At 67.9% G+C, this 21,704-nt stretch carries 25 protein-coding genes; 8 read left to right on the top strand and 17 right to left on the bottom strand.

The window, feature by feature from the left end:
- Positions 1 to 21 precede the first annotated feature (21 nt).
- The 6 genes from ASD22_RS07850 to ASD22_RS07875 all read right to left on the bottom strand — a co-directional run bounded on the left by ASD22_RS07850 (position 22) and on the right by ASD22_RS07875 (position 3,960).
- Positions 22 to 408, bottom strand: coding sequence for a YkgJ family cysteine cluster protein (locus tag ASD22_RS07850; RefSeq protein WP_056081439.1), 387 nt, complete (start codon positions 406 to 408; stop codon positions 22 to 24).
- A gap of 88 nt (positions 409 to 496) precedes the next feature.
- Entirely contained in the window at positions 497 to 1,591 is a 1,095-nt protein-coding gene (gene arsB, locus ASD22_RS07855; protein ID WP_056081443.1) for an ACR3 family arsenite efflux transporter, read from the bottom strand.
- Entirely contained in the window at positions 1,588 to 2,085 is a 498-nt protein-coding gene (locus ASD22_RS07860) for an arsenate reductase ArsC (protein ID WP_255357415.1), read from the bottom strand. Before ASD22_RS07860 ends, arsB begins: the two co-directional genes overlap by 4 nt.
- Positions 2,086 to 2,092: 7 nt before the next feature.
- The gene (locus ASD22_RS07865; RefSeq protein WP_056081448.1) at positions 2,093 to 2,557 is read right to left on the bottom strand and encodes an ArsI/CadI family heavy metal resistance metalloenzyme; all 465 of its coding nucleotides are present in this window, start codon (positions 2,555 to 2,557) and stop codon (positions 2,093 to 2,095) included.
- The gene (locus ASD22_RS07870; RefSeq protein ID WP_255357416.1) at positions 2,554 to 2,961 is read right to left on the bottom strand and encodes a metalloregulator ArsR/SmtB family transcription factor; all 408 of its coding nucleotides are present in this window, start codon (positions 2,959 to 2,961) and stop codon (positions 2,554 to 2,556) included. Before ASD22_RS07870 ends, ASD22_RS07865 begins: the two co-directional genes overlap by 4 nt.
- A gap of 138 nt (positions 2,962 to 3,099) precedes the next feature.
- Positions 3,100 to 3,960, bottom strand: coding sequence for a neutral zinc metallopeptidase (locus tag ASD22_RS07875; protein ID WP_056081454.1), 861 nt, complete (start codon positions 3,958 to 3,960; stop codon positions 3,100 to 3,102).
- A gap of 127 nt (positions 3,961 to 4,087) precedes the next feature.
- Here ASD22_RS07875 and ASD22_RS07880 point away from each other — a divergent pair, with 127 nt between their 5' ends.
- Positions 4,088 to 4,480: an MAPEG family protein gene (locus ASD22_RS07880; protein WP_056081457.1), complete on the top strand. Its 393-nt coding sequence runs from the start codon at positions 4,088 to 4,090 to the stop codon at positions 4,478 to 4,480.
- A 43-nt stretch (positions 4,481 to 4,523) separates the two neighbouring features.
- Entirely contained in the window at positions 4,524 to 5,366 is an 843-nt protein-coding gene (locus ASD22_RS07885) for a CPBP family intramembrane glutamic endopeptidase (RefSeq protein WP_056081459.1), read from the top strand.
- Here the strand turns inward: ASD22_RS07885 and ASD22_RS07890 are convergent.
- The 7 genes from ASD22_RS07890 to ASD22_RS07920 form a co-directional block, all read right to left on the bottom strand.
- On the bottom strand, positions 5,350 to 5,919 hold the full coding sequence (locus ASD22_RS07890) for a Maf family protein (RefSeq protein WP_056081461.1): 570 nt from the start codon (positions 5,917 to 5,919) through the stop codon (positions 5,350 to 5,352). The two genes, ASD22_RS07885 and ASD22_RS07890, sit on opposite strands and share 17 nt — an antisense overlap.
- Positions 5,920 to 5,922: 3 nt before the next feature.
- Entirely contained in the window at positions 5,923 to 6,372 is a 450-nt protein-coding gene (locus ASD22_RS07895; RefSeq protein WP_056081464.1) for a GNAT family N-acetyltransferase, read from the bottom strand.
- A 109-nt stretch (positions 6,373 to 6,481) separates the two neighbouring features.
- Entirely contained in the window at positions 6,482 to 6,952 is a 471-nt protein-coding gene (gene rlmH, locus ASD22_RS07900) for a 23S rRNA (pseudouridine(1915)-N(3))-methyltransferase RlmH (protein ID WP_056083987.1), read from the bottom strand.
- Between the two features lie 223 nt (positions 6,953 to 7,175).
- On the bottom strand, positions 7,176 to 7,565 hold the full coding sequence (gene rsfS, locus ASD22_RS07905) for a ribosome silencing factor (RefSeq protein WP_082520188.1): 390 nt from the start codon (positions 7,563 to 7,565) through the stop codon (positions 7,176 to 7,178).
- Positions 7,566 to 7,758: 193 nt separating this feature from the next.
- Positions 7,759 to 8,163, bottom strand: coding sequence for a pentapeptide MXKDX repeat protein (locus ASD22_RS07910; RefSeq protein WP_235577590.1), 405 nt, complete (start codon positions 8,161 to 8,163; stop codon positions 7,759 to 7,761).
- Positions 8,164 to 8,170: 7 nt separating this feature from the next.
- A complete protein-coding gene (locus ASD22_RS07915; RefSeq protein ID WP_056083992.1) occupies positions 8,171 to 8,824 on the bottom strand; it encodes an NrsF family protein in 654 nt (217 codons plus the stop codon).
- A 5-nt stretch (positions 8,825 to 8,829) separates the two neighbouring features.
- On the bottom strand, positions 8,830 to 9,414 hold the full coding sequence (locus tag ASD22_RS07920) for a sigma-70 family RNA polymerase sigma factor (RefSeq protein WP_200945358.1): 585 nt from the start codon (positions 9,412 to 9,414) through the stop codon (positions 8,830 to 8,832).
- A gap of 202 nt (positions 9,415 to 9,616) precedes the next feature.
- On the opposite strand from ASD22_RS07920, the gene ASD22_RS07925 reads away from it, so the two are divergent.
- The 6 genes from ASD22_RS07925 to ASD22_RS07950 all read left to right on the top strand — a co-directional run bounded on the left by ASD22_RS07925 (position 9,617) and on the right by ASD22_RS07950 (position 16,721).
- The gene (locus tag ASD22_RS07925) at positions 9,617 to 11,338 is read left to right on the top strand and encodes a cytochrome c biogenesis protein DipZ (protein WP_056081471.1); all 1,722 of its coding nucleotides are present in this window, start codon (positions 9,617 to 9,619) and stop codon (positions 11,336 to 11,338) included.
- A gap of 131 nt (positions 11,339 to 11,469) precedes the next feature.
- Entirely contained in the window at positions 11,470 to 12,069 is a 600-nt protein-coding gene (gene msrB / locus ASD22_RS07930) for a peptide-methionine (R)-S-oxide reductase MsrB (RefSeq protein WP_056081474.1), read from the top strand.
- Between the two features lie 295 nt (positions 12,070 to 12,364).
- A complete protein-coding gene (locus ASD22_RS07935) occupies positions 12,365 to 14,530 on the top strand; it encodes a TonB-dependent siderophore receptor (protein ID WP_056081477.1) in 2,166 nt (721 codons plus the stop codon).
- Positions 14,531 to 14,539: 9 nt separating this feature from the next.
- The gene (locus tag ASD22_RS07940) at positions 14,540 to 14,827 is read left to right on the top strand and encodes a hypothetical protein (protein ID WP_056081479.1); all 288 of its coding nucleotides are present in this window, start codon (positions 14,540 to 14,542) and stop codon (positions 14,825 to 14,827) included.
- A 43-nt stretch (positions 14,828 to 14,870) separates the two neighbouring features.
- Positions 14,871 to 15,134, top strand: a complete 264-nt coding sequence (locus ASD22_RS07945; protein WP_056081482.1) for a hypothetical protein — start codon at positions 14,871 to 14,873, stop codon at positions 15,132 to 15,134.
- Between the two features lie 24 nt (positions 15,135 to 15,158).
- Positions 15,159 to 16,721: a PepSY-associated TM helix domain-containing protein gene (locus ASD22_RS07950; protein WP_056081485.1), complete on the top strand. Its 1,563-nt coding sequence runs from the start codon at positions 15,159 to 15,161 to the stop codon at positions 16,719 to 16,721.
- A gap of 7 nt (positions 16,722 to 16,728) precedes the next feature.
- Here the strand turns inward: ASD22_RS07950 and nadD are convergent, their stop codons facing one another.
- Genes nadD through leuS form a run of 4 tightly spaced genes read right to left on the bottom strand, consistent with a single transcriptional unit; the run spans position 16,729 to position 21,703 of the window.
- Positions 16,729 to 17,361, bottom strand: coding sequence for a nicotinate-nucleotide adenylyltransferase (gene nadD, locus ASD22_RS07955; RefSeq protein WP_056081488.1), 633 nt, complete (start codon positions 17,359 to 17,361; stop codon positions 16,729 to 16,731).
- Positions 17,362 to 17,368: 7 nt separating this feature from the next.
- The gene (holA, locus tag ASD22_RS07960) at positions 17,369 to 18,379 is read right to left on the bottom strand and encodes a DNA polymerase III subunit delta (protein WP_056081491.1); all 1,011 of its coding nucleotides are present in this window, start codon (positions 18,377 to 18,379) and stop codon (positions 17,369 to 17,371) included.
- Complete coding sequence (lptE, locus tag ASD22_RS07965) at positions 18,379 to 18,924, bottom strand: LPS assembly lipoprotein LptE (protein ID WP_056081505.1); 546 nt, start codon at positions 18,922 to 18,924, stop codon at positions 18,379 to 18,381. The genes holA and lptE overlap by 1 nt, the downstream gene beginning before the upstream one ends.
- A gap of 4 nt (positions 18,925 to 18,928) precedes the next feature.
- Positions 18,929 to 21,703, bottom strand: coding sequence for a leucine--tRNA ligase (leuS, locus tag ASD22_RS07970; protein ID WP_056081508.1), 2,775 nt, complete (start codon positions 21,701 to 21,703; stop codon positions 18,929 to 18,931).
- Position 21,704: the final 1 nt, after the last annotated feature.

A 21,704-nucleotide genomic window follows, 5' to 3' on the forward strand; every position in this document is an offset into this window, starting at 1 on the left:
CTCCCACAGGTCCATCGGGCTTCAGGCGCTTTGCGGCAACGGCGGCGTGTCCGCCGTAGACGGGTCCAGCCAGTCCTGCGGCGTCAGCACCGCCAACCCGTGCGCAAGTCTTGCCTTGTCGCATTGCGGGCTGACCGCACCGAATTCCCACGACGGCGCCACCTCGCGACACACCGATGGTCGTTGCGGGTAGATGCTGCAATGCGCCGCCTCGCCCACCGTGCCCTGCAATGCGGTGCAGCGCGGCGCCGCGGTATAGGTGCCGCGCATGGCCAGCCGGTGCGGATCGAGTTTTTCGGTGAGTTCGGCCGGTACCACGCCACCGAGGAACGGCTCGGCTTCCGACCAGTGAAACGCCACGCGGAAATACGCGCAGCAGGCGCCACAGCGCAGGCAGGGATGATCCATCGAACGAACCAGGGCGCACCCCGAGGCGCGCAGCGGCGCATTCTAGAACGTGCCGCGTTCGCGTGACAGGGTATCCATGCAAGCCGGGTCAGGTGCGATTGCGGTCGCTTCCTGCCGCCGCAAACGACCCCGCACCGGCGAACCAGCCTTCCGTCCGGTTCACGATGCGCACCACCGACAGCATCACCGGCACTTCGACCAGCACCCCCACCACCGTCGCCAGCGCGGCGCCGGAGCGCAGGCCGAACACGCTGATGGCGGCGGCGACGGCCAGCTCGAAGAAATTGCTGGCCCCGATGAGCGCAGCCGGCCCGGCGACGCAGTGTGGCACCTTCAGCCAGCGGCTGAGGCCGTAGGCGATACCGGCGTTGAGATAGACCTGGATGATGATCGGCACCGCGAGCATGGCGATGATCAGCGGTTGCGCCAGGATCGCCTCGCCCTGGAAGCCGAACAGCAACACCAGCGTGGCGAGCAAGGCGATGGTCGACAGCGGATCCATGCGTTTCAGCGTCGCTTCCAGGGCCGCGTGCCCGCCGCGGCGCAACAGGCTGGCGCGCCACGACTGCGCCACCACCACCGGCACCACGATGTACAGCAACACCGACAGCAGCAGCGTGCCCCACGGCACATGGATCGAGGCCACACCCAGCAGCAGCGCCACGATCGGCGCAAACGCGACCACCATGATGGTGTCGTTGAGCGCCACCTGCGCCAGCGTGAAATTCGGCTCGCCGCCACACAACCGCGACCACACGAAAACCATCGCCGTGCATGGCGCCGCCGCCAGCAGGATCAACCCGGCGATGTACGAATCATGCTGATCGAGCGGCAGCCAACCGGCAAACACATGCCGCACGAACAGCCAGCCCAGCAAGGCCATCGAAAACGGCTTGATCGCCCAGTTCACCAGCAAGGTGACGCCGATGCCGCGCACCTGATGGCGCACGCCCGCCAGTTGCGCAAAATCGACCTTGAGCAGCATCGGCACGATCATCAACCACACCAGCCCGGCCACCGGCAGGTTGATGTGCTGAATTTCCGCACGCGCCAGGGCCGCGAACACCCCGGGCAACCCGTGCCCAAGCGCAATGCCGACCACGATGCACAACCCGACCCATAGGCTGAGGTAACGGGCGAAGCGGCCGATCGGCGCAGGCGCGGCGAGCACCGCGTCGCTCATGCGGATTCCACCCTGCCGATGTCACGCAACGCCTGCTGCAACGCCGCGCGATCGAGCGTCTCCAGCGGCAATGCCAGCAACTGCTCGATACGCTGGCGCAGCATCGCCCAGGCCGACTGGAATGCGCTCCGGCGCTGTGCGTCGGAGCCTTGCACGCCTGCCGGATCGGGCACGCCCCAATGTGCGCTTACCGGCTGGCCGGGCCAGATCGGGCACACCTCGCCGGCCGCGTTGTCGCAAACGGTGATCACGATATCGATCGCCGGCGCATGCGGCCCGGCAAACTCGTCCCAGGATTTGCTGCGCAATGGCGCGGCGTAGTCGAACGCGCGCGCCAGCTCCGCCGCGATCGGCTGCACCGCGCCGCTGGGAAAACTGCCGGCGCTGAATGCCTGGAAGCGGCCCTCGCCCAGCACATTGAGCAAGGCCTCGGCCATCACGCTGCGGGCGGAATTGCCGGTGCAGAGGAACAGCACCTTGATCGGTGGACGCACGACCATCTCAGCAGCAACCCGTATTCGGGCCGCACCCGGATGCGGTGCGTTTCGTGGTCGCCGGCCCACAACACGCGACGCCCGCTTCGTTCGGCGCGCCGGTGTAAGTGGTGGCCTCACCGTGTGTGTGGAAGCTTTCCCAGCGCACGCCCTGCGGATCCTCGGCCCAGAACTTGTCGGAGTGGGCGTAGCAGCAGGTGGTGCCCTGTTCCGCCAGCGCCACCGCGTCGGCTGCCTGCAGGCGTGCGCCGATGGCAGCCAGGTCGGCGGGATCGCCCGCTTGCAAACCCAGGTGATCGACGCCGGGCTGGCGGCAGCGTTGCGAGATCGCGAAGTTGACGTGCGGATCGTCCAGCATCCATTTGGCGTAATCGGGCCGGGTCACATCCGGGGCCGCGCCGAACAGCGTGGTGTAGAAGCGGATGCTGTCGTCCAGCCGCGCGACGTTGAGATGCACATGGAAGCGTTTCATGGTTTTTTCCGTGGAGGTTTGCATGCCACCGTCGTGCAGCCATCAGCTGCCGCCGAGCCCGCGCAGCAGTTTTCGGTGAGGAAGCCCAGCAAGCCGTTCATCTGCGTGTAGCGCGCGCGGCACTGGATGACGCGACCACGGCGCTCGTCGCTGACCATGCCGGCACGACGCAGTACGTGCAGATGACTGGTCAGGGTCGCGCCGGCCAGGCCGGTTGCGGCGGCCAGCTCGCCCACCGAAAGGCCTTCATCGCCCGCCTCCACCAGCAGGCGGAACAGGTTCAGGCGATGTTCCTGGGCGAGCGCCGCGAGACAGGCGAGGGCTTCTTTTGATTTCATATTTCTAATATTATAGAAATAATAAAAAGCCGTCAAGCGCCCGCCGAAAAACCGAAAGGTCGGCATTCGCGATTTGCAGAAGCAGGAGCATCGTCCGCGGGAGGGCCCTAGCTACCTGGGGGCGACTTCAGTCGCGATGCTTTTGGAATGCGGAGGCGAAAGGCATCGCGGCTGAAGCCGCTCCTACAGGGATGTCGCCGATGTTCAGAGCGCGCCGGCAAACGTGTCGCACTGGTCCATGTCGCCGCTGTCGAAGCCGGTCTTGAACCAGTGCACGCGCTGCGCCGAGGTGCCGTGGGTGAAGGTGTCCGGCCGCACGCGTCCCTGCGCCTGTTGCTGCAAGGTGTCGTCGCCGATATGGCTGGCGGCGTTCAGCGCCTCCTCGATGTCGCCCGGCTGCAGCCACTGCAGGCGTTGCTGGCTGTGATTGGCCCACACGCCCGCGTAGCAATCGGCCTGCAGTTCCTGTCGCACCGAAAGTCCGCTGGCGCCCTCCATCGGCGCACCGCGGCGGCGGGCGGCATCGGTGCGGGCGAACACGCCGGTGAGGTTCTGCACGTGGTGGCCCACCTCGTGCGCGATCACGTAGGCGCGGGCGAAATCGCCGGATGACTGCAGTTCATCCTGCAGTTGCTGGAAGAAGGCCAGGTCCAGATAAACCTTCTGGTCGCCGGGGCAATAGAACGGCCCCACCGCCGTGGTGGCACCGCCGCAGGCCGTGTTCACGCCGCCACTGAAGATGTGCAGCTTCGGCTCCACGTAGGTGGCGCCATGGGCCTGGAAGATCGCGCCCCAGGTCTGTTCCGTGGAATGCAGGATGGCGCTGACGAATGCCTTCTGCTCCGGATCGACCTGGGTCGGCACGCTGTTCTGGGAGCCCGAGTCCAGCGCGGCGCCACCCTGATCCAGCAGCGCCATCGGGTTCTTGAAGAAGATCCAGCCGATCAGGGCCATCACCACCAGCCCGCCCAGGCCCATGCCGCGACCGCCGCCGAAACGCCTTCCGCCGCCGCCACCGCTGCCGACTTCGATGTTGCTGCTGCTGCCGCCTTTGCGCCAATCCATGAGAAACCTCGTTGAGCGATGCATGCGTCGGAGTACGCACGGCGAAGATAGCGACTGACGGGTGATCGCGCCATGCACGCGCACCGGCGTGGCCGCTACAGTAGGGGCTACTTCCGAGGAGCCGCCCATGACCCATCTGCCCGCGCTGGTGACCTTGCTCACCGTATTGCTGTTGTCCGGCACCATGTTCATTGTCGGCAAGATGCGTGGGCGCCACGGCATCAAGGCGCCCGCAACCAGCGGCCATCCGGCCTTCGACCGCGCCTACCGCGTGCAGATGAACACGCTGGAAGGCGCGGTGATGTTTCTGCCCACGCTGTGGCTGGCGGCCACGTACGGCTTCAGTGGCTGGGCCGGCATCGCGGGCCTGGTCTGGGTGGTGGGCCGCGTGTGGTACGCGTGGAGCTACATGAAAGACCCGGCTTCGCGTGGGCCGGGCTTCGCCGTCGCCATGATGGCCTGGGTGGCCTTGCTGGTGATGGCCGCGATCGGCGTATGCCGCGCGCTGATGCTGGGCTGACAGCCGTGGCCGGATACGGGCACCACGCCAGGCACGCAGGCTGATGGAAACGGCGCCGGACGCCACCCCGCCCTTGCCGCCCTCACGCCCATGGCCGGTGCCCGTGCTACGGGCGCCCGGCCTGCTGACGGCGCTGGGTTTCATCGCGCTGTACTTCCTGCTGCAGGCCACGGTGGGCGCGCTGGTGGCGTTCGTGCTTGGCCTGTGGCTCGGCCTGCGTGCCGGTCTGCAGCATCTGGCCTACGACGCCAAGACCATCGGACACCAGGTGCGGACCCTGCTGGCGCAGCCGGATGCGCGCGCCGCGATGGTCATGCTGGTGTTGTGCGTGGCGGCCGGGTCGATGCTGTGGCTGGTGCATCGCAAATGGCCACAGCTGTGGTCGCTGGCGTCACCGCCGGGTTTCGCCGTGGCACGGCCCGCACAACCGCTGTTCTACCTGCTGGCTGTCGTCATCGGCCTGGCCGCACCGGTGCTGGGCGGCTGGCTGACCCAGCTGCTGGCGCACGGCCACAAGGTGCCGCAGGACATCCAGCGGGTCGGCGCCGAAGCGGCGTTGTCGCTGCGGGTGGCGCTGATGGTCATCGTGGTGACGGTCGGCCCGTTGGTGGAAGAGTTGCTCTTTCGCGGCGTGCTGCTCTCGGCACTGATGCGGCGACTGCGCGTGGGCTGGGCCGTGGCCGCGTGCTCGCTGTTGTTCGCCCTGGTGCACCTGCCCGACCTGGGTTTCCTGTGGTACGCGCTGCCCGGCCTGGCACTGCTGGCGGCAGCACTGGCGTGGCTGCGCTTGCGCTCTGGCTCCATCTGGCCGGCGGTGGTGGCGCATGGCGTCAACAACCTGCTGGCGGTGGCGGCGTGGTTTCTGGCGGTCAAGCCGGCGGGTTGATGCCGAAGCCGCGCAGCAGGCGCGCGGTCTCGAACAGCGGCAGGCCCATCACGCCGGAATAGCTGCCTTCGAGGTGTTCGATCAACACCGCGCCACGGCCCTGGATCGCATACGCACCGGCCTTGCCGAACGGCTCGCCGGTGGCCACATAGACGGCTATATCGTTCTCGTCCAGCGCGGCGAAACGCACCTGCGATACGCAGACGGCGCACTCCTGCCGTCCGTCGCCCAGCGCCCAGACCGTGGAGATCACCGCATGCGTGCGCCCGCTCAGGCGACGCAGCATGGCCACCGCATCGGCCGCATCGCGCGGCTTGCCGAACACGTCGTCGCCCAGCACCACTTCGGTATCCGCACCCAGTACCACGCCACCCGGCTTCACCAGCAGCGCGCCCGCGGCGGCCTTGTCGCGCGCCACGCGGCTTACGTAAGCCGGCGGTGTTTCGCCGGCGGCGCGCTGCTCGGGCACATCGACATCCAGCACATCGAACGCCACGCCAAGCTGCTGCAGCAACTGATGCCGGCGCGGTGATTTGGAGGCGAGATGGAGCATGGGTCAGAGCGTCAGGTTGTAATCGCAGAACTGCTGGTCGCGCTGCCAACCCAGCGACGCGTACAACGCCTGCGCCGAGGCGTTGTCGCGCGCGGTCGACAGCGACAGGCTGGCGGCGCCCAGCGCGCGGGCGTGGTCGGCGGCAGCCGTCAGCAAGGCGGCGGCCACGCCCTGGCGGCGTACGCGCAGCAACACGAACACATCGTTGAGCACATAGGTGCGCACCGTGCGCACCGACGAAAACAGCGGATAAAGCTGCACGAAACCTACCCCTTCGCGCTGCGGGTCGAGCGCCAGCAGGATCAGCGATTCATGGTGGCGGAACCGCTCGGCCAGGAACTCACGCGCCCGCGACAAGTCGCCCGGCTGACCGTAGAACTGGCGATATTCGTCGAACAACGGCGCCAGCTTGTCGAGATGGTGGATGGTGGCCTGGCAGATATGGAATGACATGGGGCGGGATTCGGGAATCGGGATTCAGAAGCATACCTTCACGCGCGGCGGCTTTTGCCTTTGCTGTTGCCTTTACGATTCCCCATTCCCGATTCCCCATTCCCGGCACTCAAGCCCGATGATACGGATGCCCGGCCATGATCGTGGTGGCCCGGTACAGCTGTTCGGCCAGCACCAGTCGCACCAGCATGTGCGGCAAGGTCAGCGGGCCCAGCGACCAGGTCTGGTCGGCGCGGGCCAGCACTTCGGGCGCGTGGCCATCGGGGCCGCCGATCAAGAAGGCCAGATCGCGCCCGGCCATGCGCCATTGCGCCAGCTGCTCGGCCAGCGCTTCGCTGGACCAGGGCTTGCCGCCGCCATCGAGTGCTATCACATGGGTATCGCGCGGCAGCGCGGCGAGAATCGCGGCGCCTTCGTCCTGCATCGCCCGCGCATCGTCGCGACCCTTGCCGCGCGTGCCGGGCTTCAACTCCAGCAACTCCAGCGGCAGCTCATGCGACAGGCGCTTGCGGTATTCGGCAAAACCCTCGGCCACCCAGCCAGGCATGCGCTCACCGACAGCAATGATGCGCGCGCGCATCATTGCCGTGGGGCCAGGAAACACCGGTGCGCAGCACCCGCGTTCGCTTCCTCTCCCCTGTGGCGACCGAAGGGAGTCCCCTTGCGGGTGGAGGAGGATCGAGGAGAGGGGGCGGGGCTAGCGGGGACATTCATCGGATGGGCTCGCTTCGTAGCAAATGCGTCGCAAGAGCGTCCCCTCTCCCCGGCCCTCTCCCCACGGGGGAGAGGGAGAAAGTCATGCGCTATCCAGCCTGCGCCGCTTCGCTTTCATCCTCATCGCGATCACCCACCGTCCACAGCCGCTCCAGGCCATAGAACTCGCGGATGCGCGGCAGCATCACGTGCACGATCACGTCGCCCAGGTCCACCAGCACCCACTCGCCTTCGCCCTCGCCTTCCACGCCCAGCGGATGCACACCCGCTTTCTTGGCGAATTTCTGGACTTCGTCGGCAATGGATTTGACGTGGCGGGCCGAGGTGCCGGAGGCGATCACCAGCAGGTCGGCGATGGAGGTTTTGCCGCGGACGTCGATCTCGCGCACGTCCTTGGCTTTCAGTTCGTCCAGCGCGTCGACGACGGATTGACGCAGGGTGGCCGTGGTGACGGCCTTGTTGGTGCGGGCAGTACTCAAAAGGGAGAGCCTCGATGGCGGTATCGCTGCGCAAAATGGCGCAGCCGCAGTATACCGTCCCGGCCGCAAAGGGAAGTCAAGGCGGCCATGCCGCCGCACGGTGACCGTGCGGCGGCATGGGGATGGCCCGAAAACGACGCTCGAACGGGCCTGGCTGTTCGCGGCAGCGCTACACCAGCCCAGCGCAGCGCGTTCAGTCGCCCATCTTCCCGTCGGTTTTCTTCATGCCGGCTTTTTTCATGGCGCCCATCTTTCCGGCGTCGTGCTTCATGGCACCGTGGTGCATGGCATCCATCTTCATGCCGTCTTTCTGCATGCTGTTTTTCTGCATGGCGTCGTGCGACATGGCGCCCTTCATGGCGTTCGCGTGCATGGCATCGCCGTGCGCCATCGCGGTGCTGGAACTGGGGGCCATCGCGTCCTGTGCGAAAGCCGAGGTAAAGGCGAGGCCACTGGCGGCGAGGATCAGGGCGGCAAACAACGTGGTTTTCATGGCGTTGACTCCTGCAGGAAAGGGATGGAGACAGGCGTCTCCATCCTTTTCTTCGCCAGCGTCGCGACCGTGGTTACGTCCTGGATCGTTGCCGCCAGCCCGCAAGCACCGCTCAGTGCCTCGACAGCAATCGCCCACCCATGGCGGCATTCGCCGCCACCACCACGACCACGGCGGCGGCGTGGGCCAGCAGGTCGGTGGCGGCGGCGCCGTAGGCGTGGCAGATCTCCAGCAGGCTGGCCGAGGCCGCCGCGCTGGCCAGGCCGATCAGCACCGCGGTGAGCACCGGCCGCAACGGGCAGGCGCGGCGCAGCAGCCAGATCAGCAGAGCCGACAGCGGGATCGAGAAGGCCAGGATGAAATACAGGCAGTCGGGCGCGGGATGGGTGCGGGTCAACTGCGCCGCTGGCTCCACCCAGGTACGCAGGCACCCCAGGCCGCTGGCGCCGATCCACAGCAGGGCCGGCGGTAGCGGCAGCCAGGCCCAGATCGCCCGCCGCCCGGGCATGCCCGAGACGAACGCCGCCCACGCCGCGCAGATCGCGGTAAGCACCGCCCCGGCGGTGGCCCAGCCCATGTCCGGCGACGCCTGCCAGCGCTCCATCGCGATGCCGGTGCCGTAGCGCAGCAGCAAGGCCACGGCCAGCGCCGCCACCACCAGCAGCCACCCCAGCGTACGCAGCCACGGCGGCGGCAACCGGCGCACCGGCACCAGGCCAGCGCCCAGCGCGTGGATCAGGGTTTCATGGCGGGGTGAGTCGGACATGCTGCTCAAGGTTCTCCGTTGAAATGGCGGCGCAGCGATTTCAGCCCGCGATGCAGGTTCACTTTCAGCGAGCCGGCGCTGCGCCCGGTCTGCCCGGAGGCTTCGGCCAGTGTGCGTTCGCGCAAGCCCAGTTGTTCGACCGCCTCGCGCTGGCCCGGCGGCAATTCATCGATGGCCGCGCGCAGGCGTTGCGCGTCCTGCTGGCGCTCGCTGGCGGCACTGGCATCGTCGGCGTCGGGGTGGCGATCCAACGCGAACTCGTCGTGCAACTCGCGGCTGTCGCGACGCCCGCGGCTGCGCAGCGCATCGATGGCGCGGCGGCTGGCGATGGCATTGAGCCAGGCGTCGTACGAGCGCGACGGGTCGTAGGTATGCCGCACGCGATCCACGGTGATCAGGGTTTCCTGCACCACGTCATCGACGTGATCCCGCGCCACACCCTGCCGCCGTGCGGCCGCGCGGATCAGCGGGATCGAGTCGGCCAGCAGCTTCTCGTACGCGATCCGATCGCCGGCCTGCGCGGCCGCCATCCACGCCGCCCGCCGCTGGTCGGCGGTTTCGATGGCGCTGGTGGCGGGGCTGGCTGGCACGCGGTATCTGACGCTCGATCGACGGGGGAGCGCATCATCAGAGACCATCGGGCCCGCGGCGGTCAAGGGCTGCAACATTTTCTCCGACCAGACTTTCTCACCCTGCATTCGCTGCGCACGCGACCAGGGTTACCTCGTCACCGCATGTAACCGCACAGCGCCGCCCGGCGAATAGCTGACAAACCCCTCGCGGACGACGCTCATGCTCGTACTGATCATTGCCTACCTCGGCGGCGTGCTGACCATCCTCAGCCCGTGCATCCTGCCGGTGCTGCCCTTCGTGTTCGCCCGCTCGGACCGCCCGTTCAAGCGCAACGGCCTGCCGATGCTGCTAGGCATGGCGATCACGTTTGCGGCGGTGGCCACGCTGGCCGCGCTGGGTGGCGGCTGGGTCATCCACGCCAACCAGTACGGCCGCTACGTGGCGATGCTGGTGCTGGCGTTCCTGGGCCTGGCGCTGCTGTCCACGCGGGTGGCCGAGTGGATCAGCCGGCCGTTCGTGGCGCTGGGCGGACGGCTGACCCGGCAAGCGGGCGAGCGCGATTCGATCTGGGCCTCCGCCGGCCTGGGCGTCGCCACCGGCCTGCTGTGGGCGCCGTGCGCGGGGCCGATCCTGGGCCTGCTGCTGACCGGCGCGGCATTGAACGGTGCCAGCGTGCAGACCACCCTGTTGCTGCTGACCTACGCCGCCGGCGCCGCCACTTCGCTGGGCCTGGCGTTGCTGCTGGGCGGCAAGGTGTTCGCGCTGATGAAGCGCTCGCTGGGCGCGGGTGAATGGGTGCGTCGCGGACTGGGCGCGCTGGTGCTGTGCGGCGTGGCGGCGATCGCGCTGGGCCTGGATACCGGCCTGCTGACGCGCGTATCGCTGGCCAGCACCGGCGGCATCGAGCAGAAGCTGCTGGATGCGGTGCGGCCGGCGCCGGTGAACGCCGCCACCGTGGTGAAACCCGGCGAACCGCTGCCGGTGGAAGGCGAACTGCCGTCGCTGGCTGGCGCCACGCAGTGGCTCAACAGCCCGCCGCTGACCGCGCAGTCGCTGCGCGGCAAGGTGGTACTGGTGGATTTCTGGACCTACTCCTGCATCAACTGCCTGCGTTCGCTGCCCTACGTGCGCGGCTGGGCCGACAAGTACAAGGACCACGGCCTGGTGGTGATCGGCGTGCACGCGCCAGAGTTCGCCTTCGAAAAGGATCCAGCCAACGTGGCCAAGGCGGTGAAGGACCTGGGCGTGGATTACCCGGTAGCGCTGGATAACAACTACGCCATCTGGCAAGGCTTCAACAATCAATACTGGCCGGCGCATTACTTCATCGACGCCCAGGGCCGCATCCGGCACCACCATTTCGGCGAGGGCGCCTACCCGGAAAGCGAGGACGTGATCCGCCGGTTGCTGAGCGAAGCGGGCTACAAGAACCTGCCCGGCGGCTATGTCAGCGCGGACCACCGCGGCGTGGAAGCGGCCGATTCGGGTGATGCCACCCGCTCGCCCGAGACCTACGTGGGCTACGCCCGCGCCCGCAACTTCGTCAGCGGTCGCGTCGCCCATGACGACGCCTGGAACTACCGCGCGCCCGACGCGCTGGGCACCAACCAGTGGTCGCTGGACGGCCGCTGGAACGTGCACGCGGAAAACGCGCAACTGCTGCAGGCCGGCGGCCGCATCGTCTACCGCTTCCGCGGCCGCGACCTGCACCTGGTGCTGGGCCCGGCCAGCGACGGCAAGCCCGTGCGCTTCCGCGTCACCCTCGACGGCAAGGCGCCCGGCGCCGACCACGGCATGGATACCGACGCCGGGGGCAACGGCGTCATCACCGGCCAGCGGCTGTACCAGCTGGTGCGCCAGGCCAACGGCAGCGGCGAGCGGGTGTTCGAGATCACCTTCCTCGACCCGGGTGTACAAGCGTTCGCGTTCACCTTCGGCTGAGGAAACGCCCACCAATCCCCCCTGTAGGAGCGACTTCAGTCGCGACCGCTTTTCGCGGACCCAAGCCAAGAGCGTCGCGGCTGAAGCCGCTCCTACCGAAGTGCCGATCCACGTCCCAACGGAGGCAAGCCATGTCACGCATCGATGAAACCCTCGCGATGGACCGGCGCCGCTTTCTGCGCGCCGCACTGACCGGTGGCGCCGTGCTGGCGGTGGGCGGTGGTCTGCTGGCGCCGAGGTTGTTCGCGGCCGCCGCTACACCGGTCGGCAAGCCGGGCAAGGTGTTGCTGGAGATTTTCGCCGACGACGGCCGCGACCTCGGTGCGCGCGAGGTGCCCAGGCTGGTGCTCAGCAACGCGCAGTGGCGGCAGCGGCTGTCGCCGCCGGCATTCGGCATCCTGCGCCAGGCGGGTACCGAGCGGGCGTTCACCGGCGCCTATTGGAACCTGTTCGCGCCCGGCCTGTACCGCTGCGCCGGTTGCGGCACCGCGCTGTACGACGCGGCCACCAAGTTCCACTCCGGCACCGGCTGGCCCAGCTTCTACCAGCCGATCGCCCGCACCAATGTCACCCGCCACAGCGACCACCAGTTCGGCATGCAACGCACGGCCATCAACTGCGCCTGCTGCGGCGGCCACTTGGGCCATGTCTTCAACGACGGCCCGCGGCCCACCGGCCTGCGCTACTGCATGAACTCGGCGGCGCTGCACTTCATTCCGCACGCCGCCTGAGCCCAGCCCAGCACGTCGCGATGCGGGTGCGCTGAAACGACGCACCCCGACCGAAGCGCGCCACGCCTTGCGTGGCGTGCGTTCCCGCGTGGATCCCCCGCAAAAAGTGACGCGGGCGCAATTGCCGTCCGTCGCGCCCACTTCTACAATAAGAATCATTCTCACTTCCGATACGCCGGTTGCTCACCGTCGTCTTGGCAGTGCGGAAACAACCTCGCGCGCCTGGCGCGGTCGATCCATCGACCACGCGGCGCTTGCGCGGCTGCCTCTCCCACGTCTCAGAAACAGGGCCTCCATGTCATCGTCCCCCGCTCCGACCGCCGCTGCGCGCCGCCACTCATCCCTACACCGTGCCATCCGCGCCGCCCTGCTCGGCGTGCCGCTGCTCGCCGCACTGACGATGGTGACTCCGGCCCACGCCGATGACGCCGACGCATCCACACCGCAATCCGCCACCGCGCTGTCGGGCGTGCAAGTCACGGCGCCGATCGCGCGGGAAAGCGATTCGGTGACCAAGACCGACACGCCGATCATCGAGATCCCGCAGTCGGTGTCGGTGATCACCGCCGAGCAATTGAGCCAGCGCGGCATCCAAGGCATCGAGGAGGCCGTGTGGTACACCGCCGGCGCCCAAGGCGGCGGCTACGGTGCCGACGCGCGCAGCGACTGGATGCTGGTGCGCGGCTTCACTCCCGCCCGCTATCTCGACGGTTTGGCGCTGCCCGAAGGTTCGGGCACCAGCATCACCCGTATCGAGCCCTACGGGCTGGAGCGGCTGGAGGTGATCAAGGGCCCGTCGTCGGTGGTTTACGGCGCGATGCCGCCCGGCGGCATGGTCAACATGGTGAGCAAGCGCCCCACCGCGCAGCCGCTGCACGAAGTGGGCGTGGAGGTGGGCAGTTTCGACTTGCGCCAGGGCACGTTCGATTTCGCCGGCCCGCTGAACGATTCGGGCACGCTGCTCTATCGCCTCACCGGCCTGGCCCGCAACAGCGACACCATGACCGACTACATCAAGGACGACCGCTACTACCTCGCCCCCGCGCTGACCTGGAAGCCGGACGACAACACCTCGTTGACCGTGCTGTCGCGCTACCAGAAGGCCGAGACCGCCTCCGGCGCCGGCTTCCTGCCCGCGGAAGGCACCTTGCTGCCCAGCCCGCACGGCAAGATCCCGCGCGACCGCTTCACCGGCGAGCCGGGCCAGAACGACTACGACAAGACGCTGGCCTCGATCGGCTACGAATTCCACCACGACTTCGCCAACGGCCTGGCGTTCAACCAGAACCTGCGCTACGGCACCGCCGACGTGGACAACAACGGCGCCAACGTGGGCGCCTTCGGCCTGCTCGGCGACGGCCGCACCCTGCTGCGCTACCTGTTCCCGAACGAGAACCACACCAGGACCTTCGGCGTCGACAACAACCTGCAATACGTGTTCGACAACGGCCGCGTGCAGCACACGCTGCTGGCCGGCGTGGACTACCGCCGCGCCAACGACGACTACGCCTCCGCGTTCGACTTCGGCGTTGGCGGGCTGGACGTGTTCGACCCGGTCTACGGCAGCCCGGTCACCGTGCCTGCGTACACCGTCCACACCGTGCAGGTGCAGTCGCAACTGGGCGTCTATCTGCAGGACCAGATCAAGGTCGGCCGCTGGAGCATCACCGCGGGCGGGCGCCAGGATCATGTCCGCACCGACACCGACAACCAGCTGGCCGGCACCAGCGCCGGTCAGACCGACCGCGCGTTCTCCGGCCGCGTGGGCATCAACTACCTGTTCGACAACGGACTGGCACCGTACGTGTCGTGGTCGCATTCGTTCCAGCCCACGGTAGGCACGAACTTCGACGGCAACGCGTTCAAACCCACTACCGGCGACCAGTACGAAGCCGGCCTCAAATACCAGCCCGCCGGCGGCAACGGCCTGGTCACCCTGGCGGCCTACCAGATCACCCAGCAGAACTCGCTGACGGTCGACCCGAACCATGCACTGTTCCAGGTGCAGCAGGGCGAAACGCGGTTGCGCGGCGTGGAGCTGGAAGGCCGCTGGAATCTCGGCACGCACCTGGCCATCTACGGCGGCTACACCTGGAGCGATTCGGAAGTCACCCGCACCAACGACCTGCCCTCGCTGGGCAAGCAGATCGCGCTGTTGCCCAAACAGCAGGCTTCGCTGGGGCTTGATTACACCGTGGTCGCCGGGCCGCTGGCGGGCCTCGGTTTCGGCGGCGGCGTGCGCTACATCGGCAGCCATTACGGCGACATCTACAACGAGTGGAAGACGCCTTCGTACACCCTGTTCGACGCCGCCGTGCATTACGACGTGGGCGACTGGCGGCTGCAGTTGAATGCCAGCAACCTGTTCGACAAGGAGTACGTCTCCGCCTGCAACAGCGCCGCGTGGTGCTACTACGGCTACGAGCGCAGCGTGACCGTCAGCGCGCGCTACCGCTGGTAAGGTGGCGCGATGATCAGCCTGCTCGGCTTCGTGCTCGCGGTGTGCGCCGCCATCGCCTGGTACGCCGGCTCGCCGCATTGCATGTGGTCCGCGCTGCGCGGCCACTCGCGCGCGGCGCGCATCGCCGGCAGCGTCTTGATGCTGCTGTCGCTGGCGTGCTGGATCGGTGTGGCCGGCATCGCGGTCGGGCTATGTGCCACGCTGGCCAGCGGCATGCTGGGCCTGATGGCGCAGCCGTGGCTGGCGATGTTCTTCGGCACGCCGGCCGCGGATGTCACCGCAGTGGAGAAAGAGTGATGTGCAACGGGGATAATCCCCACGCCGGCGAGGCATCGCACTGATGTGGGCGCGCGCCAGCGCCGGTGTGCTGCCGGGTTTCTTTCTCGCCGCCGCGCTGGTCGGGCTGGGTTGCTGGCTGCTGCCTGGTGCATGGCAGTCGACCATCGTGGTGGGTCTGCTGGCGTTTTTCCCGGTGTGGATCGGCGTGATCTGCGCGGCGTTCCGTTTCCCCAGTGGCGCTCGCGCGTGGCGCTGGCTGAGTGCGCTGGCGCTGCTCGGGCTGGGCCTGCTGTGGTTGTTGCAGCTGTCCGGCTGGGTCCGCTGAGGTTGTCACCATGAAGTTGCCCACATGAAATTGAAGCCCACCACCTTGCGCACCTTCACCAGCCTGCATTCGTGGATGGGGCTGGTGGCCGGGTTCGCGCTGTTCGTGGCGTTCTACGCCGGCGCGATCACGGTGTTCCAGCCGGATGTGCAGCGCTGGGCGAACCCGCATGCCACGCCGTCGACCGCCACGCTGGCCGATGCGCAACAGCTGCTCGACGAAGTGCTGGCGCAGCACCCCGAAGCGCGCGATCACGTGGGCATGACCTTTCCCGGCTACGAGCTGGCGCAGCCGATGGCCTACTGGCAGGACAGCGACGGCACCTGGCTGTTTGCCTCGCCGGGCAACACCACCGGCAGCACCGTCGAACCCGGCGTCGCACCGCTGCCCGAGCTGATCAACGAGCTGCATTACGCGCTGGGCATTCCGCAGGTGGGCACCTGGTTGATGGGCGTGGTCAGCCTGCTGTACGGCGTGGCGCTGGTGTCCGGTTTCGTGATCCATCTGCCACGGCTGGCGAAGGACCTGTTCGCGCTGCGCCCCGGGCGCAATCTCAAGCGCTTCTGGCAGGACACGCACAACGTCATCGGCGTGCTGAGCCTGCCGTTCCACGTGATGTTTGCCGTCACCGGCGCGGTGCTGTGCCTGCTGCTGGTGGCGATGCTGGCGCTGAATCCGCTGATCTACGAGGGCAAACTGATGGCGGCCTCGGCAGCGGCGATGAATACCGCACCGACGGTCGCCAAGGCTGGCGTTGCGGCACCACTGGCGCCACTGGCCACTTGGCATGCGCGCTCGATCACGGTGGCACGCGAGCATGGCGATGCCGCGTTCCAGCCGGGTTATCTCAAGCTGGCCCATGCCGGTGACGCGCACGCCGTGGTCGAGATCACCGGCAGTTCACCGCACGCGCTGGGTGGCGGCTCGGTGGCGCTGGACGCGGTCAGCGGCGCGGTGCTGGCCACGCAGCTGCCGGGTTCGCGCGACGCCAATCACGCCACCCTGGCCGCCGCGTATGCGCTGCATTTCGCCGATTACGGCGGCGCCGCCGTGCGCTGGTTGTACTTCCTGCTGGGGCTGGGCGGGGCGTTCCTGTTCTATTCCGGCAACCTGCTGTGGATCGAATCGCGCCGCAAGCGACGGCAGGCGGAACAGGGCCGTGCACAACTGGGCATGGCGCGCGCCACGGTGGGCATCTGCATCGGTGTTTGCGTGGCGATTTCCGCCGCGTTCGTGGCGGCGCAGATCCTGCCCATGCTGGGTTGGGACGTGGCTGCCGGTCAGCGCTGGGTCTGCTTCGCGAGCTGGGCCTTGTGCGCGCTGTGGGCCGCACGACGGGCGCCAGTGAAGGCGGCGCGCGAGCTGTTGTGGCTGGCGGCGATCGTTACCGCACTCGTGCCGGTGGTCCACGGCATCGCCACCGGCTGGTGGCTGTGGCGCAGCGCGGCGGCGGGGCATGGTGCGTTGTTCGCCATCGACGTGGGTGCGCTGGCGATGGCTTTCGCCTTTGCCTCGTTGGCCCGTGCCGTGGCGCGGCGGGCGCGCCGCGATCAACCGAACAGCGTATGGGCCAGCACGGCGGCCTGAGCCGTCGCTACTGCCGATACGGCGCCAGCAGCGCGGGATCGTCGAACACACCGCACGGCAGCAGGTAGCGTGGGTCCCGCCCCGCCGCCAGCAACTCGCGGATGCGGGTGGCCGAGATTTCCAGCGGCGTCACCGCCAGTTCGATCACCTTGCCCGCCGGCTGATCGCGCAACGCGTCCGCCGTGGTGACGCGACGACCGGTCACCGCCTCTTCCAGCTCGGGCGGCAGGATCGATGAAACGCCAGGCCGGCTGAGCACGCCGATGTGCGCAATCTCGAACAACTCGCGCCAGCGATCCCAGCTGGCGAGGTTGGCGAACGCATCGGCGCCGATCAGCAGCACCAGCGGTCGCGCGCCCTGCTCGGCGCGCAGGCCGGTCAAGGTGTCGACGGTAAACGAGGGACCTGCGCGATCCAGCTCGCGTGTATCCAGACTCAATCGCGACTGACCCTGCAGCGCGGCGCGCAGGATCGCTACGCGTTGCGCGGCGCTGGCGATCGGCGGCTGGCGGTGCGGCGGGATGCTGGCGGGCATCAGCCGCACTTCGGCATCCAGCAGCTCGGCCGCTTCCCACGCCACGCTGAGGTGGCCCAGATGCACGGGGTCGAAGGTGCCGCCGAAGAGCGCGAGGGGTTTCACGCTGAAGTTACGCCAGCGCCCGCGCGGCGCGCGGCTCGGCGATGGCGGCGATGAGGCGTTCGGCTTCCTGCCACGGGTTGCCGGCTTCGCGGCCTTTCACCATGCGGTCGATGCGCGAGGCACGGGCCAGGCATTGCAGCCAATGATCGCGCGGGGCGCGGCGCAGGGCCTGGCGGAACAGTTGCTCGCGCGCCTGCCACAAGCGTTCGGCCTTGGCCTGCGCGGCGAAGTTCTGCGCGTTGGCCAGCCGCAGCGCCAACTGCAACTGGTTCACCAGCCAGCCCATCAGCGCCAGCAGTTCATCGCCTTCCGAACGCAGGCCGGCGAGAATGCGCAGCGCGCGGGCGCCATCGCCCAGGAACGCGGCGTCGGTGAGCTTGAACACGTCGTAGCGGGCGCTGTCGGCCACCAGCGTTTCCATCTCGGCGGCGTCGATGCGGCCCTCGCCGTGCAGTACGGCCAGCTTGTCGATTTCCTGCGCGGCGGCCAGCAGGTTGCCTTCGACGCGCTCGGCCAGCAGCGCGATGGCGTCAGGCGTGGCGGACAAGCCGCGCGAGGCCAGCCGCGCACCGATCCAGCTGCTCCACTCGCCGGGCCGCGGTGCGTTGAACACCACCATGGTGCCGCTGGTGTCCAGCTTGCGGCTCCAGGCGCCGTCGTGCTTGCTGCTCCACTCCATCGCCGTGACCAGCAAGGTCACGTCCGGCGGTGGATCGGCGCAGAACGCAGTGATTGCCTTGGCGCCCTCGACACCCGGCCGGCCGGTGGGCAGGCGCAGGTCGATCAGGCGTCGGCTGGCGAACAGCGACATGCTGGCGCCGGCACGGGCCAGGTCGTTCCAGTCGAAATGCTGGCCCACATCGAACACCTCGCGTTCGCCGTAGCCCAGTTCACGGGCACGTGCACGCAAGGCGTCGGCCGCTTCCAGCACCAGCAACTGCTCACCGGCCAGCATGTACACCGCGTCCAGGCGATCGGCCGCCAGCGCCTTCTGCCATTGGCCGGGACTCAGCGGCATCAGTGCGTGCTGGCAGCCGGCGCCGGCGCGGCCAGCTGGTGTTTGCTGGCGGCCTGCAGCCGGAACAGGATCGCCTGCACCATGTCATCGTTGAGGCTGCGCTGGATTTCCTGCACCTGCGACGCGTCGCCGATGGTGTTGCCGGCGTCGTAGCTGTATTCGCGCGACATGGTGATCGTCTGCGTGGGCACCAGCGCATTGCCGGCGCCGTCGACCACGTCGAACCTCACCTCGTAGCGGATCGCGTACTCGGTGATGCGCACGTAGCCGCCGGCCGATACCTGGTCGGTGCTGAATGTCGCCACCGGCACCCGCAGCTCGGCGATACCGGGGCCGCTGTCGTCCTCGATGGTGACGCCCGAATGCTGCAGCGCGCGGGTCAGGCTGCGCTGGAAATCACCGCCACGCATGTCCAGGTGAACGCGCTGCATCGACGCCGGCAGCGCGGCGGTCTGGCGCAGGTGGAAGCCGCAGGCGGTCACCACCGTGGCGACCAGCAACATCAGCAGGGGACGAAACAGACGGCCAAACTGGGTGACATTCATGGGTTCATCCTGCAACGATGTTGACGATCTTGCCGGGCACCACGATGACCTTGCGCACGGTCATCTCCTGCAGGAAGTTGACCACCTGCGGTTGGGCGCGCGCCAGCGCCTCGGCCTCTTCCTTCGAGGCGCCTGCGGGCAGCTCGATGGTGGCGCGCAGCTTGCCGTTGATCTGCACCGCCAAGGTCACGCTGTCGCGCACCAGCGCGGCACTGTCCACGGACGGCCAGGCCACATTCTCCAACACGGTTTCGGCATGACCCAGCAGTTGCCACAGCGCATGGCTGACGTGCGGCACCACCGGGTTCAGCAGCAGCACCATCGCCTCCAGCGCCTCGTGGCGCACGGCGCGGCCCTGCTCGCTGCTGTCGTTGAACTTGTTCAGCGCGTTCAGCAGTTCCATCAACGCCGCGATCGCGGTGTTGAACGCGTGGCGGCGACCGAAATCGTCGCTGACTTTCTGGATGGTTTCGTGAAGCTGGCGGCGCAGGGCTTTCTGGCCGGCATCCAGCGCGGCGGGATCGACCACCGCGTGATCAGGCCCCGCAACATGCGTGCTCACTTCACGCCACAGCCGCTTCAGGAACCGGGCCATGCCTTCCACGCCGGCTTCGCTCCATTCCAGCGACTGCTCCGGCGGCGCGGCGAACATCGAGAACAGGCGCACGGTGTCGGCGCCGTATTTCTCCACCATGGTCTGCGGGTCGATGCCGTTGTTTTTCGATTTGGACATCTTTTCGATGCCGCCGATCTGCACCGGCTTGCCGTCCGCGATCAGCACCGCGCCGGTGACGCGGCCGCGCTCGTCGCGCTGCACCTCGACCGCGGACGGGTTGATCCAGTCCTTCGAGCCGTCGGCGTTGTCGCGGTAGAACGTCTCGGCGATCACCATGCCCTGGCACAGCAGGTTTTGCGCTGGCTCGTCCGAATGCACCAGGCCCGCGTCGCGCAAAAGCTTGTGATAGAAGCGGAAGTACAGCAGGTGCAGGATCGCGTGCTCGATGCCGCCGATGTATTGGTCGACCGGCAGCCAGTAGTTGGCGCGCGCATCGACCTGGCCCTGGGCGCCGGGGCTGGTGTAGCGGGCGTAGTACCAGCTCGATTCCATGAAGGTGTCGAAGGTGTCGGTTTCGCGCTCGGCCGCGCCGCCGCATTGCGGGCAGGAGCACTTGCGCCACTCGGGGTCGGCCTTGATCGGCGAGCCGGTGCCCATCAGCACCACGTCCTCGGGTAACACCACCGGCAACTGGTCTTCCGGCACCGGCACCGCGCCGCAGGCGGCGCAGTAGATTACCGGGATCGGGCAGCCCCAGTAGCGCTGGCGGCTGACGCCCCAGTCGCGCAGGCGCCAGTTGACCCGGCGCTGGCCCTGGCCCGTGGCCTCCAGCCGCTTGGCGAGTGCATCCAGCGCCTGCTGGAAATCCATGCCGTCGTAGTCGCCCGAATTCACCAGCACGCCGTGCTCGGTGAACGCGCACTGGGTCAGGATGCGCTGCTCGAAATCCTCGACCACCTGCACCGCCGACCGGGTCTCGTAGGCGTCGGTGTCGCTGCCGCCCAGCGCCGCGCGCATCGGATCGGCACCGACGCCACGCGACAGGTCGTGGCCGATTTCGCGCACCGCGTCGAGCACGCTGCGGTCGACCACCACCATCTTGATCGGCAGCAGATAGCGCTGGGCGAATTCCCAGTCGCGCTGGTCGTGCGCGGGCACCGCCATCACCGCGCCGGTGCCGTAGCCCATCAGCACGAAGTTGGCCACCCATACCGGCACCGGTTCGCCGGTGACCGGGTGGATCGCGCGCAGGCCGGTGTCCATGCCGCGCTTGTCCTGGGTCTCCAGCTCCGCCTCGGAGACACCGCCGTGTTTCAGCTCGGCGATGAAGCTCGCCAGTTGCTCATTGCCCAGTGCCGCCTTCAGCGCCAGCGGATGCTCGGCGGCGATCGACAGGAAGGTCACGCCCATCAGCGTGTCGGGACGGGTGGTGAACACGCTCAGCGGCTCGGTCTCACCCTCCACCGCGAAGTGGATCTCGAGCCCTTCGCTGCGGCCGATCCAGTTGCGCTGCATGGTTTTCACCGCGTCGGGCCAGCCCGGCAGCGTGTCCAGGCCGTCCAGCAGGTCCTGCGCGTAATCGGTGATCTTCAGGAACCACTGCGGGATCTCGCGCTTTTCCACCACCGCGCCGGAGCGCCAGCCGCGGCCGTCGATCACCTGCTCGTTGGCAAGCACGGTCTGGTCGACCGGGTCCCAGTTCACCACCGCGTTCTTGCGGTAGGCCAGGCCCTTTTTCAGCAGCCGGGTGAACATCAACTGTTCCCAGCGGTAGTAATCCGGGTGGCAGGTGGCGAACTCGCGGGTCCAGTCGATCGCGTAGCCCAGCGATTTCAGCTGGCTGCGCATGTGGTCGATGTTGGCGTAGGTCCACTTGGCCGGCGCGGTGTGGTTCTTGATGGCGGCGTTTTCGGCGGGCAGGCCGAACGCGTCCCAGCCCATCGGCTGCAGCACATTCTTGCCCTGCATGCGCTGGTAGCGGCTGATGACGTCGCTGATGGTGTAGTTGCGCACGTGGCCCATGTGCAGCGCGCCGGAGGGGTACGGCAGCATCGACAGGCAATAGAACTTCGGTCGGCTGTCGTCTTCGCTGACTTCGTACGCGTGCTGGGCATTCCAGTACTGCTGCGCCGCCGCCTCCACGACCTGCGGGCGATATCCCTGCCCGGTGGCGTCCTGGGTGGCGTCCTGGCGGGGGGAGTTCGGGTCTTGAATGTCCTGCATG

It is taken from the genome of Rhodanobacter sp. Root480 (assembly GCF_001426645.1).
Taxonomy (GTDB): domain Bacteria; phylum Pseudomonadota; class Gammaproteobacteria; order Xanthomonadales; family Rhodanobacteraceae; genus Rhodanobacter; species Rhodanobacter ginsenosidimutans.

Bases quoted from the DNA above. Each gene is read 5' to 3' on its own strand.
- ASD22_RS07850 (WP_056081439.1), bottom strand. From the start codon at position 408: ATGGATCATCCCTGCCTGCGCTGTGGCGCCTGCTGCGCGTATTTCCGC.
- arsB (WP_056081443.1), bottom strand. From the start codon at position 1,591: ATGAGCGACGCGGTGCTCGCCGCGCCTGCGCCGATCGGCCGCTTCGCC.
- ASD22_RS07865 (WP_056081448.1), bottom strand. From the start codon at position 2,557: ATGAAACGCTTCCATGTGCATCTCAACGTCGCGCGGCTGGACGACAGC.
- ASD22_RS07870 (WP_255357416.1), bottom strand. From the start codon at position 2,961: ATGCCGACCTTTCGGTTTTTCGGCGGGCGCTTGACGGCTTTTTATTAT.
- ASD22_RS07875 (WP_056081454.1), bottom strand. From the start codon at position 3,960: ATGGATTGGCGCAAAGGCGGCAGCAGCAGCAACATCGAAGTCGGCAGC.
- ASD22_RS07880 (WP_056081457.1), top strand. From the start codon at position 4,088: ATGACCCATCTGCCCGCGCTGGTGACCTTGCTCACCGTATTGCTGTTG.
- ASD22_RS07885 (WP_056081459.1), top strand. From the start codon at position 4,524: ATGGAAACGGCGCCGGACGCCACCCCGCCCTTGCCGCCCTCACGCCCA.
- ASD22_RS07890 (WP_056081461.1), bottom strand. From the start codon at position 5,919: ATGCTCCATCTCGCCTCCAAATCACCGCGCCGGCATCAGTTGCTGCAG.
- ASD22_RS07895 (WP_056081464.1), bottom strand. From the start codon at position 6,372: ATGTCATTCCATATCTGCCAGGCCACCATCCACCATCTCGACAAGCTG.
- rlmH (WP_056083987.1), bottom strand. From the start codon at position 6,952: ATGCGCGCGCGCATCATTGCTGTCGGTGAGCGCATGCCTGGCTGGGTG.
- ASD22_RS07915 (WP_056083992.1), bottom strand. From the start codon at position 8,824: ATGTCCGACTCACCCCGCCATGAAACCCTGATCCACGCGCTGGGCGCT.
- ASD22_RS07925 (WP_056081471.1), top strand. From the start codon at position 9,617: ATGCTCGTACTGATCATTGCCTACCTCGGCGGCGTGCTGACCATCCTC.
- msrB (WP_056081474.1), top strand. From the start codon at position 11,470: ATGTCACGCATCGATGAAACCCTCGCGATGGACCGGCGCCGCTTTCTG.
- ASD22_RS07935 (WP_056081477.1), top strand. From the start codon at position 12,365: ATGTCATCGTCCCCCGCTCCGACCGCCGCTGCGCGCCGCCACTCATCC.
- ASD22_RS07940 (WP_056081479.1), top strand. From the start codon at position 14,540: ATGATCAGCCTGCTCGGCTTCGTGCTCGCGGTGTGCGCCGCCATCGCC.
- ASD22_RS07945 (WP_056081482.1), top strand. From the start codon at position 14,871: ATGTGGGCGCGCGCCAGCGCCGGTGTGCTGCCGGGTTTCTTTCTCGCC.
- ASD22_RS07950 (WP_056081485.1), top strand. From the start codon at position 15,159: ATGAAATTGAAGCCCACCACCTTGCGCACCTTCACCAGCCTGCATTCG.
- holA (WP_056081491.1), bottom strand. From the start codon at position 18,379: ATGCCGCTGAGTCCCGGCCAATGGCAGAAGGCGCTGGCGGCCGATCGC.
- lptE (WP_056081505.1), bottom strand. From the start codon at position 18,924: ATGAATGTCACCCAGTTTGGCCGTCTGTTTCGTCCCCTGCTGATGTTG.
- leuS (WP_056081508.1), bottom strand. From the start codon at position 21,703: ATGCAGGACATTCAAGACCCGAACTCCCCCCGCCAGGACGCCACCCAG.